The organism is Xanthomonas pisi DSM 18956 (assembly GCF_001010415.1).
In the GTDB taxonomy this organism is placed as follows: domain Bacteria; phylum Pseudomonadota; class Gammaproteobacteria; order Xanthomonadales; family Xanthomonadaceae; genus Xanthomonas; species Xanthomonas pisi.
This window is the reverse complement of record NZ_JPLE01000006.1, coordinates 1-14,947: the sequence shown is the minus strand read 5'-3', so window position 1 is coordinate 14,947 and position 14,947 is coordinate 1. Positions and strand designations below refer to the sequence as shown.

Genomic DNA, 14,947 nt, shown 5'->3' with positions numbered 1-14,947 from the left:
AGACATCACGGCATCAGCGTCCCTAGCAGGCAACGCTGCGTCGCGGCGCCGAGCACCTTGCAGACCGAGGACAATAGTTGCGCGCTTACGCCAGCCTGGACAGAAACACGAAACCTCTTCCGGCGATACGAAAGCGCCGGCGCAACCACTGCACCGGCAAGCACGGACGCGTACGACACATCCGCATCGCTGCGCCACGCTGCGTCGCCGCGCTTGCGGCCACTACGTTGCGGCCGGGATCGCCGTGCACTCAGGCAGTCGTGCGATGACGATGCCAGTGTGGACGCCGCGTGCCGCGGAACATCACCAGATACAGCCCCACCACCCACACCAATGCCGCCGACCAACCGCCGAGGATGTCGGAGGGGTAATGCACGCCCAGGTAGATTCGCGACACGCCGACCAGCACCGCGAACAGGCTGGCGGCGATAGTCACCGGCCAGCGCCAGCGCGTGTTCCAGGCCAGCGCAACCACCACTGCGGCGAGCGTCATCGAGCCCATCGCGTGCCCGCTGGGAAAACTGAAGGTGCTTTCCGGTGCGATCGACTCCCACAGGCTGGGCCGGTCGCGTTGAAAGAACTGCTTGGCACCCATGTTCAACAACGCCGAACCGCCGAAGCCCAGCGCTGCAAAGGTGCCCTCGCGCCAGCGCCGTAACCCCAGCAGCACCAGCACGATCGCGATATCCATCGGGATCACGCCGTACTGGTAGCCCACCTTGGAGATCACCCCGAAAAACGTATCCAGCCCGGGCGTGGCGATGCTGCGCATGCTCCACAGCAACGGTTCGTCGAAGTAGAAATTTTCCAGTTCGTGGACTTCGTCTGCCAGGTCCACGAACAAGCCCAGCGGCAACAGCACGCCGGCGAACAGCAGCGCCATGCGCCATGCATTGTTGCGTAACCACGCGCTGAAGCCGGCCGGCGATTCAGCCGGCGCGGCGGACATAGGTGCGTTCGACGTACTGATCGATCAGATCGATGAATTCGTAGGCGATGTTTTCGCCACGCAGGGTGACGCTTTTTTCGCCATCGATGAACACCGGTGCCGACGGCGCTTCGCCCGTACCCGGCAGCGAGATGCCGATATTGGCGTGGCGCGATTCGCCCGGGCCGTTGACCACGCAGCCCATCACCGCCAGGGTCATGTTCTCGGCGCCGGGGTTGGAAATCTTCCACTCCGGCATCTTGGCGCGCACGTGGTTCTGCACCACGCCGGCCAGTTCCTGGAAGAACTCGGAGGTGGTGCGGCCGCACCCCGGGCAGGCGGTGACCATCGGGGTGAACGCGCGTTGGCCGGTGGTCTGCAGCAGCTCCTGCGCCACCACCACTTCCTGGGTGCGCGACTGGCCGGGCTCGGGCGTCAGCGAGATGCGGATGGTGTCGCCGATTCCCTCCTGCAGCAGCACGCTCAACGCCGCCGCCGAGGCCACGATGCCCTTGCTGCCGATGCCGGCTTCGGTCAGGCCCAGGTGCAACGCGAAATCGCAGCGTGCGGCCATGTCGCGATAGACCGCGATCAGCTCCTGCACGCCGGACACCTTGGCCGACAGGATGATGCGCTCGCGCGGCAAGCCCAGTTCCACCGCACGCTCGGCCGAATCCACTGCCGAGCGGATCAGCGCCTCGCGCAAGACGCGGCCGGCGTCCCACGGCGTGTCGCGCCTGGAATTCTCGTCCATCAGCTGCGCGGCCAGCGACTGGTCCAGCGAGCCCCAATTGGCACCGATGCGCACCGGCTTGTCGTACTTGATCGCGAACTCGATCAGCTGCGCGAACTGCAGGTCCTTCTTCTTGCCGAAGCCGACATTGCCCGGATTGATGCGGTACTTGGCCAGCGCTTCGGCGCAGGCCGGCTCGGCGGCGAGCAGTTGGTGACCGTTGTAATGGAAGTCGCCGATCAACGGCACCTCGACCCCCATCATGCGCAGCTTGTCGACGATGCGCGGGATGGCGGCGGCGGACTCGGCGTTGTTGACGGTCAGGCGCACCATCTCCGAGCCGGCGCGCCACAACTCGGCCACCTGCTTGACGCTGCCGGCGATGTCGGCGGTGTCGGTATTGGTCATCGACTGGACCACCACCGGGTGGCCGCCGCCCACGATCACGCTGCCGATCTTGACGGCCTGGGTGATGCGGCGCGGCCAGGCGGTGGCGTCGGCGGGGGGGGTTGGGCGAGTCACGGCGTCGTACATGCCGCTATTTTAGCCTGTCCGTCGTCCGCTCACAGCTGAAGCGTCGTGCGGGCCGCCATCCGGGCCGATGCGACGGTTTGTCGCAGGCCACCACCTCCGTGAGCGCATAGGATTGCCGTGATGAATAGCTCCGACGCCTCCTTCCTGCGGACCCTGTGCAGCCTGCGCTGGCTCGCCACCGCCGGCCAGGCCGCCACCATCCTGGTCGCCTCCGGCCTGATGGGGTTGCACCTGCCGCAACAACCGCTGTGGGCCGGCGTCGCCGCGCTGGCGACGTTCAACCTGTATGCGCAGCTGCGCGTGGCGCATCGCGGGGCGGTCAGCCCGGCCACCGAGTTCGGCCACATCCTGGTCGATGTGACGGTGCTGACCTGGATGGTGGGCTGGAGCGGCGGCATCGCCAACCCGTTCGGCTCGCTGTTCCTGGTGCTGATCGCGCTGGCCGCGCTGGCCCTGCCGCTGAGCTGGGCGATGGCCGTGGCAGCATCGTGCGTGGCCGGCTATGTCATCAGCGCCGCGTTCGGCCTGCCGCTGCCCTACGGCAGCTTCGATCCGCTGAGCCTGCACATGTGGGGCATGGCGGCCAATTTCCTGCTGTCCACGGTGGTGGTGCTGGCCTTCGCCACCCGGCTGGCGTTGTCGATGCGCGAACGCGAGCGCGAAATCTCCACCCTGCGCGAGCGCTTTGCGCGTAACGAAGGCATCGTGGCATTGGCCACCCATGCAGCGTCGGTGGCGCACGAACTCAATACTCCGCTGGCCACGATGACCCTGCTGGTCGACGACATTGCCGACCAGTGCGACCAGAACGAGCTGCGCGAAGACCTGGACACGCTGCGCGAGCTGCTGGTGCAGTGCCACGAGCGCGTGCTGGCGCTGGCGCAGCCTGCCGACAACGGCCATCTGAGCCGAGAAGTGGCGGTGCAGGAAGTGCTGGAGCAATGGCGGCTGGTACGCCCCACCATCGAGCTGCGCCGCAACGAGGACGCACCGATGCGGCTGATGCTGCAGCCGGGCGTCAGCCATCTGTTGATGGTGCTGCTCAACAATGCCGCCGATGCCGGCGAACGCGCCGGGCGCCCGCAGATCGATCTGACCTTGCGGGTGGAGGACGAGCACCTCAGCGGCGAGGTGCGCGATTACGGGCCCGGCTTCGACACCGCGCAAGCCATGCTGCCGGGCACCTTGTTCAACAGCGGCAAGCATGACGGCATGGGCGTTGGCCTTGCGTTGTCGCATGCCACCGTCGAGCGCCTGCAGGGCGAGTTGTGGATGCTGCCCGCCGAAGGCAGCGGCGCCCGCGTCGGTTTCCGCCTGCCGCTTTCCGAACACGAGGCCCTGGCATGACAAGCACCCCGATCCGCACTGGCCTGTTGGTCGACGACGACACCTTGTACCTGCGCACCCTGCAACGCAGCCTGGCGCGGCGCGGCGTGGAAACGCTGACCGCCACCGATGCCGCCAGCGCGCTATCGACCGCGCGCAGCGCACTGCCGGACTTTGCCCTGATCGACCTCAAGCTCGGCCACGATTCCGGCCTGAGCCTGATCCAGCCGCTACGCGAGATCCGCGCGGACATGCGCATCCTGCTGGTGACCGGCTACGCGAGCATCGCCACCGCGGTGGAAGCGATCAAACTCGGTGCCGACGACTACCTGCCCAAGCCCGCCAACATCCCCACCATCATGCGGGCGCTGGGCGAAGAAGACGACGACCTGCCCGAGCCGGACGAAGAAGAAACCGCGCAGGAAATGATGACACCGCTCAGCCGTCTGCAGTGGGAACACATCCAGCAGGCGCTGCACGAAACCGGCGGCAACGTCTCCGCTGCCGCGCGCCTGCTGGGCATGCATCGGCGTTCGCTGCAGCGCAAGCTGACCAAACGGCCCAGCCCGGGACCGTTGCGCGAACCCGGGCGCTGATGGCGCCAGGGCTCGCGCGCAGGCATGCGCCTGGGCGGCCTAGCGCCGCCTTGGCGCGAAGATGCTCGCCCTGCGCGAGGTGGCACGGATGCCGTCGGGCCCTTGGATCAGCGTGCGGCCCCAGCTGCTGAGACGGGTCGGGTCCCAGCCCAGCACGATGTCCAGCGATTGGGTGCTGCTGTCGTTGCCCGACCACGACCACCCCATGTAGCCGACGTTGTACTCGCGCGCACGGCGCATGATCGCCGCTTCGTCGACCTGCGCACCGCGATGGTCGGCGCCGAATTCGCCAACCACCAGGGCCAGCCCGTTGCTGCGAAACGCACGCAGATAGCTGTCCACTGCGGCATCGTTGCTGAACACTTCGTACATGTGCACGCTGAAAACCACATTGCGGCGGCTGTCGCGCGCCAGCAACGCCGCAGCGTTGTCGCGCATGTAGAACTGCCAGTCCTGGCCCCAGTTGGGCGCGTCCACCATCAACGCGTGGGTGAGGCCGGCATTGCGCAGCGTGGCGATCGCACGCGCGTGGCCGTTGACCCATTCGCTGGCGCTCAACTGGTTGCCGAACGGTTCGTTGCCGATATTGATGATGACGTAATCCTCCTGGCCCACCAGCGCGCCGCGCACGCTGGTCCAGTAGGTGGCGGCATTTGCCAGGGTGCCTGCGGCGCCGTCTTCGGCGTAGCCGGTGGTGTCGTGCACTTCCAGTACGGCGATCAAGCCCAACGCCTTGCAGCGCGCGATGATGCGCGCCACCTCCGCCTCGGGCGTGCGGTTCCAGCGGTGGCCGGTACTCAGCACCACGCGCACGCTGTTGGCCCCGGTGGCGGCAATCTGTGCCAGCGCCGCGTCGGTACGATCGGCAAACCAGGCATGCGGCAGATTGATGCCACGCAAGACCAGCGTGTTGCCGTTGCTCTCTCGCAGCTGCGTACCGGACACGGACAGGCCGGCATGCGCAGCCGAGGCCAGCGCCAGGCCGGCGATCAGCAGCACTGCGCGCTGCACCAGACGAGTGAAGATCTTCATGATCGGCTCCAAAGAGTGGGTGGCGCGGGCGCACCTGCACGCAATCGCATGCCCGGCCCACGTGCGCCCACCGTGGCGATGGCGCGCGCGCGCGATCTGCGCCTGGTTCACAGATCAGGAAAAATTGCCGGATGCAGACCGAGCGCGCAGACCACGCGACTTCGCCCTGGTAACGTTAACTTCCGTGCATTCAAGCGTCCCGGGCTGCTCGTGGGACGCCGCGCTCAGCCTGACAGCGCAGCGTATCGGCGATGCGCGGCATCGCGCACTGCGGTGTTGCAGCGCGAAAACCGCAGCTGAGGTCTGCACTGCGTCGACGCCGCGCGGGACACACGTGTCACGCTGCAACATGCCATTGCGCTGCTGGCAGCTGAATAAGCGAGCACGGCCACGTCAAGTAGATGCGGCCGAGGCCGATAGAGCCACATGCAACAACTGCCCGCCTCCGACTTCAAAACGCCTCCCATGTCCGACGAAGTCACCCGTCTGGCCGTTCTACGCGGCCTGTGCCTGCTGGATTCGCCACCAGACCCGGTGTTCGACACCATCGCCGCGATGGCCGCACGCAGCCTGGGTGCGGAGATCGCACTGGTGTCGCTGGTGGACGAACACCGCCAGTGGTTCAAGGCGCGCGTGGGACTGGAGGCAGCGGAGACTCCGCGCGACCAGGCGTTCTGCGCGCATGCGATCCGCTCGGACGAGGTGATGGTGGTGCCGGATGCGCAACTGGACCCGCGCTTTTCCGACAACCCGTTGGTGCTGGGCCCACCCTTCATCCGCTTCTATGCAGGGGCGCCATTGCAACTGAAGGACGGCCACCGCATCGGCACGCTGTGCGTGATCGGCACCAGCCCACGCGAGGGCCTGGATGCGGAGGCGATGACGCAGCTGGAAGGACTGCGCGACCTGGCCGTGCTGCGGGTGGAGAACCTGCGCAGCACCACCTATCGCGATGGCACGACCGGCCTGCCCAACCGCTCGCGCTTTGGCGAAGATCTGGATACCTGGCTGGCCCGGCGCGATACCGCACCGGCCACCACGGCAGTGGCGGTGGACATCTGCGGCAGCGACTATTTCCGCGACATGGTCAAGGCGCTGGGCTGGGACTACGCCGATGGGTATGTGACCCTGGCGCAGCGTCGCCTTGCCGCGTATCTGCCCGCCAACACCCTGCTGTATCGGCTGGACCCGACCACCTTCGGCTTCCTCACCCAGGCCGAAACCCAGCGCCTGTCCAGCCTGTGCAACAAGGTGTCCAAGGCGTTTGCCGAGCCACTGGATCACCAGGGCATTCCGCATACCGCGGTGGCCTCGATCGGCGCGGTGTCGCTGCAGACCAGCTACGGCGCCGCCGACACCATCCGTTCGCTCACCACCGCCGTGGACATCGCCCGCGAGCGCGGCCTGGCCTGGAGCATGTACGAGCGCAAGCACGACGTGGCGCAGCGCAATACCTTTCGCCTGCTTGCCGCCCTGCCCGCCGCGCTGGACAGCGCCAGCCAGCTACGCCTGCACTACCAGCCGCGCGTGGACTTGAACGATCACCGCTGCGTGGCGGTGGAAGCACTGCTGCGCTGGCAGCATCCGATGATCGGCCCGGTGATGCCATCGGACTTTGTGCCGATGGCCGAAAAGACCGCGCTGATCAACCGCATCACTGCCTGGGTCATCGACAACGGCATCGCCCAGGCCGCGCGCTGGCAGCAACAGGGCCTGGACTTCAACCTGGCATTGAACGTGTCGGCGGCCGATCTGGACCGCCCCGGTTTTGCCGGCCTGTTGCGACGCGGGCTGGAACGTCACAAGCTCGACCCACGCCGGCTGGAAATCGAATTCACCGAAAGCGCGATGATCCGCCACCCCGATCACCTGGCCGAACAACTGGCCGATGTGGCCGCGCTGGGCGTGCATATCGCCATCGACGACTTCGGCACCGGCTACAGCAATTTCAGCTATCTCAAACAGCTGCCGGCCAGCTCGCTGAAGATCGATCAATCCTTCATCCGCTCGCTGCCGGACAACCGCACCGACCGCACCCTGGTGCCGGCGATGATCCAGCTTGGCCACAGCCTGGGTCAGCGCGTGGTGGCCGAAGGCATCGAATCGGCAGAAGCGTATGCGCAGTTGCGCGCCTGGGGCTGCGACGAAGGCCAGGGCTACTGGATCGCCAAACCGATGCCGGCCGCCGCACTGGAAACCTGGCTGCAGACGCCGTGGCACGCACAATTCGCTGCGCCGGCCAGGTTGCTGGCGGCAGGCCTGGCCGCAGCACGGGTGTAAGCACGATCACCGGATCGCCGGCACCGTCGCGCGCGGCCGCCAGTCGGCGGCCCGCCATGCAGGCCAGGTGACTGTCGCTGCTTGCCAGGTCATCGACGGACGCTCTAACGCAAGGCCTGGAGCAGACGACGGACGATACGTCGGCCGCTCCAGAGCACGCGCCTGGCTTACCAGAACACCGTGTACAGCACGATCAGGATCGCGATCACGCCAGCCGCGCCGAGCTTGAAGCCCAGCGTGGTGCCGTAGGCCACATCGTCGGTACGGATCAGGTCGCGTGCCTGGGTGGGTGCGGTCATCAGCGACACCACCACCGCCAGCACCAGCGCGGCCAGAAATACCACGCCGATGCGGTCCATGAACGGCAGTTCCGGCCAGGCGAATTTCAGCGCGAACGACAGCACCACCGAGCCGATCGCCGCGGTCAAGGCGCCTGCTTCATTGGCGCGCTTCCAGAACAGGCCCAGCATGAAGATGACCACCACGCCGGGCGTAAAGAAGCCGGTGAATTCCTGGATGAACTGGAAGCCCTGATCGAAGTTGCCCAACAACGGCCGCGCGGTGAGGATGCCGATCAGCACCGACGCCGCCGCCACGATCCGGCCCACGCGCACCAGCTGCTTCTGCTCGGTCTGCGGGCGGAACTTGGCGTAGAAATCCAGGGTGAAGATGGTCGCCACCGAATTGATCTTCGACGCCAGCGAGGCCACGATCGCGGCAACCAGCGCCGCAAACACCAGACCCAGGATGCCGGTCGGCAGCAGCTGCATCATGGTCGGATACGCCTGGTCGGGCTTGGCCAGATCCGGCGCCAGCACCACCGCGGCAATGCCTGGTACCACGATCACCAGCGGCATCAGCAGCTTCAGGAACGCCGCAAACACCATGCCCTTCTGCGCCTCGCCGATGTTCTTGGCGGCCAGCGCGCGCTGGATGATGTACTGGTTGAAGCCCCAGTAGCTGATGTTCATGACCCACAGGCCGCCCAGCAGCACGCTCAGGCCCGGCAGATCCTTGTAGAACGGGTTGTCCTTGGTCAGGATCATGTGGAAGTGCTCGGGGTGTGCGCTCCACAACTGCTTGAAGCCGGCCAGCACGCCGGCGCCATCGCCAATGCGCGCCAGGGTCAGCCCGGCCACCAGCAGGCCGCCCAGCACCAGCAGGGTGACCTGCACGATATCGGTCAGCGCCACCGCCTTCAGTCCGCCGTACAGCTGATAGACCAGCGCGAACACGCCGATCAATGCCAGCGCCAGGGTCTGGTCCATGCCGGTGACCTGGCTGACCGCGATCGACCCCAGCCACAGGATCGAGGTCAGGTTGACGAACACGTACAGCAGCAGCCAGAACACCGCCATCAGCGTGCGGATCCACTTGCCGTAACGCTGTTCCAGGAACTGCGGCATGGTGTAGATGCCGTTGCGCAGGAAGATCGGCAGGAAGAACTTGCCGACGATCAGTAGCGTCAGCGCCGCCATCCACTCGTAGGACGCGATCGCCAGACCGATTGCATAGCCGGAACCGGCCATGCCGATGATCTGTTCGGCCGAGATGTTCGCGGCGATCAGCGAAGCGCCGATCGCCCACCACGGCAGCGACTTGCTGGCCAGGAAGTAATCCTCGGCGCTCTTGCTGTGGCCTGCCTTCTCGCGCGACACCCACTGCGCGAGCACGAAGATGCCGGTCAGATAGACCAGCACAATCACGATATCCAACGTCGCCAAACCCACTGCACTCTCCTGTCTGGCTCTGGGGTATGCGCCGACGATCAGGCAGGGCTGCAGAATGCCGCCGCCGCGCACCAGGTGCGCAATGGCAGTGCGGCGAACCGCGTCTGCAGGCCATCCCGGCCGATCGACAACACCGCCCCCGCGGCGGCTGATGGCACCACCGCAATCGGTGGCCGCTTCGAAACGTCGCCGGAAGCGGCGACGCAGGTGTTCCGCTTGACCTGCACCGTGCCCGGAAGCGTGCCTCCGGGCATGGGGATTACTTGACCGGGCAGTCCACCGTCACTTCGGCTTCGTTGAGCGCGCCCAGCGCCACCTTCGACACCGACAGATCCAGTGCCGCGCCGCTTTCGATACCGGCGACCTGGCTCAGCTTGGTCACGTCGGCACCGGCCACCGCGAAGCACTTGAGCGGAATTCCCACCACCTTCCACTGGCCCTGCGGCAGCGCGGCCAGGGTCTTCTGCGCATCGACGCGGCCGCCGCAGGTGTCGCCGCAGCCCACGCCCAGCCACACCGGCGCGGTCACCGCGCTGTCGCGGCGCACGGTCAGCTGCAGCTGCACATCGCCGTTGCTCTCACGCGACACGTCCACCGGCTTGCCGGACACCAGCAGCACGCTGGCGGGCTTGGCGCCGGACCACACCAGGCGACGTGCGTCCTCCTGCGCCTTGTGGTCGACCGAGCTCATCTTCAGGCTGCCGTCGGACAGGCCCACCGGCAGCGTGGTCGCCGGCATGTTGGCCTGGCCCGCATTGGACAGCTGCATCGCAATGCCGAGCGCCGGCTTGCCGCGCACGAAATACACCCCGCCCACCGACTGCTCGCCGGACACGCCCGAGTCCTCAGCCAGCGCCGCCAGGTCGCCCTTGTCGGCGTAGGTCAGGCCGAAACCGAACTTGAACTGCGGGTCGTAATCCTTCTGGCCCACGTTGTTGGCGAACTGCACCGCGGTCTTGGGCCAGGAGAAGCTGAGCTTGCCCTTGAAGTCGTTCTGCACGCTGCCATCGGCCTTGCGCAGCAGCACGTCGGCGATGCCCTCGCCTTCCGAACCCGGCAGCCAGGCGGCGACGAAGGCATCGGCGGCATTGATGTACTGGTTCATCCACAACGGACGCCCGCTCAGGAACACCGCCACCACCGGGATGCCCTCGGCCTTGAACTTCTTGATCAACGCCAGCTCGCTCTCGTCGCCCGGCTTGTACAGCAGGGTGGCGATATCGCCCTGGAACTCGGCGTACGGGTTCTCACCGAACACCACGACCGCCACGTCGGGCTTGGTCTTGTACGCACCATCGACGGCCAGCTCGGCCCTGCCGCCGGCGGCCTTGATCTGCTTGTCCAGGCCTTCCCAGATGGTGTTGCCATTGGGGTAGTCGCTGCGCTTGGTGCCGGTGCCTTGCCAGTTCAGCGTCCAACCGCCGGACTGCTTGCCCATGTCGTTGGCGCCATCGCCGACCACCAGCACGCGCTTTTTGGGATCCAGCGGCAGGATGCCGGCCTGGTTCTTCAGCAGCACCAGCGACTCGCGCACCGCCTGACGGGCGATCGCGCGATGTTCCGGCGCACCCAGCAACTCGTACTTGCCGCCGAGCGGGCGCTTGGACGGCTTGCCGGCTTCGAACAGGCCCAGGCGCAGCTTGACCCGCAGGATGCGGCGCACCGCATCGTCCAGGCGCTCCATGCTGATCTGGCCGGACTTCACTGCCGCCAGCTCGGTTTCGTAGATGCCCTTCCAGCTGTCGGCGGCCATCGCCATGTCGACGCCGGCAATGAACGAGGCCGGGCAGTTGTCGTTGGTGCAGCCCTTGACCTGGCCGTGGCCGTTCCAGTCGCCGACCACGAAGCCGCCGAAGTTCATGCGGCCCTTGAGCACGTCGGTCAGCATGACCTTGTTGCCGTGCATCTTCTCGCCGTTGAAGCTGTTGAACGAGGCCATCACCGTCTGCGCGCCGGCCGCGATCGCCGGCGGGTAGCCGGCCGCGTGGATGTCGCGCATGGTGGCTTCGGAGACCTTGGTGTCGCCTTGGTCCTTGCCGTCGGTGGTGCCGCCGTCGCCGACGAAATGCTTCACCGACGAGATCACATGGCTGCCGTCCAGGAACTGCGGGGTGCCCGGGGTGCCCTGCACGCCCTCGACCATCTTGCCGGCGAAGCTGGCCACCACGTCCGGCGATTCGGAATAGCCTTCGTAGCTGCGGCCCCAGCGGTCGTCCTGCGGCACCGCCACGGTGGGCGCGAAGGTCCATTCCATGCCGGTGACGCGGGTTTCGGCGGCGGTGACTTCGCCGATCTTCTTGATCAGCTCCGGGTTGCGCGTCGCGCCCAGGCCGATGTTGTGCGGAAACAGGGTGGCGCCGACGATATTGCTCTGTCCATGCACCGCATCGATGCCGAAGATGATCGGAATCGCGTTGCCGCCCTTGGAAGTGTCCATCGACGCTTCATAGAAGGCGTCGGCCAGCTTCAGCCATTCGGCCGGGCTGGCGTTGTACTTGCCGCCCGGATCGGAATTGCCGCCGGCCAGCACCGAACCGATACGGTACTTGCGCACATCGTCCGGGGTCATGCTGGCGATGTCGCCCTGCACGGTCTGGGCGACCTTCTCTTCCACGCTCATCTTGGCCATGACATCGGTGATGCGCTGCTCCAGCGCCGCATCCTGCGCGAACGGCCACTTCGGCGACGGCCACTGGTCCGGATGGATGGTGGCCGATGCCTCGGCAGGTGCCGCAGCCGGCGTCGTCTTGCCGGCCTCGGCAGTGGTGTCCTTGCCTTGGCAGGCAGCCAGCATCAGCACCGCTGCAGCGGTAGCCAGGGAGAGGGCGCGACGTGCGACGGGCGCGGCGGTATGGCGAAGCAGCTTGTCCAAGATCCAGGTCTCCAGGGGTGTCTCCTGCCGCGATGCATGCGCCGCAGGCCTTCAGGCGGCGTACGCTCACGTGATTCAGCTACCCTGTCAACAACGCTCGCCCGTATGCCAAATGAAAGGCAACTTATTGGGTCGGGCTATAGCCTTGGAATACCGGCAGCACCTGTCAAACCACGGAAAATCGCCAAATCCGGCGCGCCGCTTAGTGTTTCGCGACCCCGCACTTTGCTGCATCGCACCACCGGGCCGCAGCCACAGTGCGCAGGCACCACGCCCCACCCGGGACAGGTCGCGTCCGCTTTTGCTGCAGCATCCGAACCGGCGCCAACCGGTGCGCTGGCCGTCAAACAACTGTCATATCCCGGGCCTAGCGTGACCGCTTGCCGATGCGCCGTTGCCCATCGTTGATCGTTGTCTTTGCCTGGAGTTTCGATGTCTGCCTCCCCCGACCCCTCCCGTCGCCGCCTCATGCAACTGCTGGCGGCCGTTCCCCTGTTGCCGCTCGGCAGCGCCAGCTCCGCCGCGCTCCAGCAGCTTGGCGGTGCCGCCATGGCCGCACGTGGGTTGCGGCCATCGGAAAACCCCACCCGTCTGGTCTCGGCCACGTTCCATGGCATGCCCGCGCCCAGCCTGGCCGACCCGGCCGCGATGGCCACCACCACGGTTGGCTCGGCACTGACCGTGGCCCGCACCGACGGCAGCACCCAGCGTTACGCGCTTGCGTACCACCCGTTCTTCGTCACCGGCGACCAGGTGCCCGACGGCAAGGGGGGCACCGTGCTGGCCGGCGGCTATTACGACATCCAGCATCGCCCCATCATCGACCGCTCCAAGCCCGGCGCCGAACGCTCGTTCTTTTCCGATTGCCCGGACGGCTCCTCGCTGCTGACCCTGCCCGATGCCAAGGTGCCCGGGGTCAAGGGCAACCACGTGTTTGCGGTGGTGCAGTTCGAATACACCACCCGCGACCAGGCCGGCAACGACACCAATCGCCACCTGCCCGCGCCGATCGCGGTACTGACGCTGGATCAGGACCCGGCCACCGGCAAGCTGTCGCTGGTGAAGTACCACAACGTCGACACCGCGCCGGTGCACGGGCTGTGGACCACCTGCGGCGCCAGCCTGTCGCCGTGGAATACCCATCTGTCCAGCGAAGAGTACGAACCCGACGCCACCGCGCTGGCCGGCAACACGCAGTTCCGCAGCTACAGCACGCACCTGTACGGTGACCCGGAAAAAGCCAACCCGTATCACTACGGCCACCTGCCCGAAATCACCGTGCACCCGGATGGAACCGGCAGCGTACGCAAGCACTACTGCCTGGGCCGCATCTCGCACGAGCTGGTGCAGGTGATGCCCGACCAGCGCACCGTACTGATGGGCGACGACGCCACCAACGGCGGGCTGTTCATGTTCATCGCCGACCGCAAGGCGGATCTGTCGGCCGGCACTTTGTACGTCGGCAAGTGGCACCAGACTTCGGGCATCGGCCCGGGCGCGGCCACGCTGAGCTGGATCAAGCTTGGCCACGCCACCAGTGCCGAGATCCAGGCGATGGCCGACCGCCTCACCGCCGCCGACATCCTCGACGTGCATCTGAGCGACCCCGGCGATGCCAGCTTCACCAAGATCCCGTTCAACGGCACCTTCAACTGGATCCGCATCAAGCCCGGCATGGAAAAGGCCGCCACGTATCTGGAAACCCATCGCTACGCGGCGCTGGCCGGCGGCAGCCTGGGCTTCACCAAACTCGAAGGCACCACCGTCAACGCCCACGACAAGGTCGCCTATATGGCGATGTCCTACATCGTCACCAGCATGCGCAACGGCTCGGGCGACGTGAAAGTGGAAGGCCCGGATGCGGGTGCGGTGTACGCCCTGAATCTGCGTGGCGGCCAGCGCGACAACCACGGCGCGGCGATCCACAGCGACTGGGTACCGATCGACATGGCGGCCCCGGCCGCGCTCACCGGGCATGACCTGGCTTCCGCCGATGCACTGGGCAATCTGGCCGACCCGGAGCGCCTGGCCAACCCGGACAACCTCAAGTTCTCCGAAGCGCTGCGCACCTTGTTCATCGGCGAAGACAGCAGCCTGCACGTCAACAACTTCTTGTGGGCCTACAACGTGGACAGCGGCGCGCTGATACGCGTGCTGTCGGTGCCGGCCGGCGCCGAATCCACCGGCCTGCACGCGGTCGACCAGATCCACGGCTGGACCTACGTGATGAGCAACTTCCAGCATCCCGGCGACTGGGAAAGCCCGCTGCACGACACCGTCAAGGCCACGCTGGATCCACTGATCCGCGCCAACTACAAGAACCGCTTCGGCGCGGCGGTGGGCTATCTCACCGGCGACCCGGTGGCGGTGCAGTTGGGCAAGGCGTAAGCGCGTGATGTCGTCGCTCGCAGTGCTGGCAAAGCGCTGCGAGCGGCATGGTCTTGCGTACGTTGTATCAACTGCGCGACGGCCGCTTGTTCGAGAGCGCGCCGGAGTACGGCCATCTCATGCGGACAACCCGATGCGTTGTGCGATCTATCTGCAGTCGCGTCTGTGCGATCGCGACGTGCGTGCGGCACAGACTTAGAGCGGCTTACAAAACGGAGCGAGCGCTAAGCGGTGAGTGCATTGAGTCTGTCTGTCGCCTTTCGATAGATGCCGTCAGAAGCCCAGGTCAAACGCTGAGTGGGTCGAGGGCGCGGTCTCCTCATCAGAAAGTGCGTCGGTTGCCTTGTTGAAAACATGCACACCGACCATCTTGACGGGTGCTTGCCCGCCCACCGTCGCGGGACCTTACGCGGCATGAATGCCGCGTAAGAACTTACAAGGACGTACTTGCAGCGTGTCCTGCGACGGTGGGCGGGCAAGGGCCCTGCAGCAAACCCGCAGCATCGAGGGCGCGGTGCCCTCACCGCT

9 protein-coding genes are annotated in these 14,947 nt (G+C 66.4%); 4 read left to right on the top strand and 5 right to left on the bottom strand.

The genetic code is table 11. From position 1 onward, the window contains the following. Positions 1-250 precede the first annotated feature (250 nt). Together Y887_RS00575 and ispG are read right to left on the bottom strand one after the other, a co-directional pair. Positions 251-949, bottom strand: coding sequence for a phosphatase PAP2 family protein (locus Y887_RS00575; protein WP_046962500.1), 699 nt, complete (start codon positions 947-949; stop codon positions 251-253). Beyond that, positions 930-2,195: a flavodoxin-dependent (E)-4-hydroxy-3-methylbut-2-enyl-diphosphate synthase gene (gene ispG, locus Y887_RS00570; protein ID WP_046962499.1), complete on the bottom strand. Its 1,266-nt coding sequence runs from the start codon at positions 2,193-2,195 to the stop codon at positions 930-932. The genes Y887_RS00575 and ispG overlap by 20 nt, the downstream gene beginning before the upstream one ends. A gap of 120 nt (positions 2,196-2,315) precedes the next feature. On the opposite strand from ispG, the gene Y887_RS00565 reads away from it, so the two are divergent. Together Y887_RS00565 and Y887_RS00560 are read left to right on the top strand one after the other, a co-directional pair. Continuing rightward, positions 2,316-3,542, top strand: a complete 1,227-nt coding sequence (locus Y887_RS00565; RefSeq protein ID WP_046962498.1) for an ATP-binding protein — start codon at positions 2,316-2,318, stop codon at positions 3,540-3,542. Beyond that, complete coding sequence (locus tag Y887_RS00560) at positions 3,539-4,117, top strand: response regulator transcription factor (RefSeq protein ID WP_046962497.1); 579 nt, start codon at positions 3,539-3,541, stop codon at positions 4,115-4,117. Before Y887_RS00565 ends, Y887_RS00560 begins: the two co-directional genes overlap by 4 nt. A 39-nt stretch (positions 4,118-4,156) precedes the next feature. On the opposite strand, the gene Y887_RS00555 is transcribed toward Y887_RS00560, so the two are convergent. Beyond that, positions 4,157-5,149: a glycoside hydrolase family 5 protein gene (locus Y887_RS00555; RefSeq protein WP_046962583.1), complete on the bottom strand. Its 993-nt coding sequence runs from the start codon at positions 5,147-5,149 to the stop codon at positions 4,157-4,159. 426 nt (positions 5,150-5,575) lie between these two features. Here Y887_RS00555 and Y887_RS00550 point away from each other — a divergent pair, with 426 nt between their 5' ends. Continuing rightward, positions 5,576-7,429, top strand: coding sequence for a putative bifunctional diguanylate cyclase/phosphodiesterase (locus tag Y887_RS00550; RefSeq protein WP_046962496.1), 1,854 nt, complete (start codon positions 5,576-5,578; stop codon positions 7,427-7,429). Positions 7,430-7,596: 167 nt separating this feature from the next. On the opposite strand, the gene Y887_RS00545 is transcribed toward Y887_RS00550, so the two are convergent. Both Y887_RS00545 and Y887_RS00535 read right to left on the bottom strand, forming a co-directional pair. Further along, on the bottom strand, positions 7,597-9,159 hold the full coding sequence (locus Y887_RS00545) for a sodium/sugar symporter (protein ID WP_046962582.1): 1,563 nt from the start codon (positions 9,157-9,159) through the stop codon (positions 7,597-7,599). 259 nt (positions 9,160-9,418) lie between these two features. Then, complete coding sequence (locus Y887_RS00535; protein ID WP_046962494.1) at positions 9,419-12,031, bottom strand: glycoside hydrolase family 3 protein; 2,613 nt, start codon at positions 12,029-12,031, stop codon at positions 9,419-9,421. Positions 12,032-12,463: 432 nt separating this feature from the next. Here Y887_RS00535 and Y887_RS00530 point away from each other — a divergent pair, with 432 nt between their 5' ends. Continuing rightward, positions 12,464-14,419, top strand: coding sequence for a PhoX family protein (locus Y887_RS00530; protein ID WP_046962493.1), 1,956 nt, complete (start codon positions 12,464-12,466; stop codon positions 14,417-14,419). Positions 14,420-14,947 lie beyond the last annotated feature (528 nt).

Excerpts from the sequence above, each read along its gene's own strand:
- Y887_RS00555 (WP_046962583.1), bottom strand. The coding sequence starts at position 5,149 with ATGAAGATCTTCACTCGTCTGGTGCAGCGCGCAGTGCTGCTGATCGCC.
- Y887_RS00575 (WP_046962500.1), bottom strand. The coding sequence starts at position 949 with ATGTCCGCCGCGCCGGCTGAATCGCCGGCCGGCTTCAGCGCGTGGTTA.
- ispG (WP_046962499.1), bottom strand. The coding sequence starts at position 2,195 with ATGTACGACGCCGTGACTCGCCCAACCCCCCCCGCCGACGCCACCGCC.
- Y887_RS00565 (WP_046962498.1), top strand. The coding sequence starts at position 2,316 with ATGAATAGCTCCGACGCCTCCTTCCTGCGGACCCTGTGCAGCCTGCGC.
- Y887_RS00560 (WP_046962497.1), top strand. The coding sequence starts at position 3,539 with ATGACAAGCACCCCGATCCGCACTGGCCTGTTGGTCGACGACGACACC.
- Y887_RS00530 (WP_046962493.1), top strand. The coding sequence starts at position 12,464 with ATGTCTGCCTCCCCCGACCCCTCCCGTCGCCGCCTCATGCAACTGCTG.
- Y887_RS00550 (WP_046962496.1), top strand. The coding sequence starts at position 5,576 with ATGCAACAACTGCCCGCCTCCGACTTCAAAACGCCTCCCATGTCCGAC.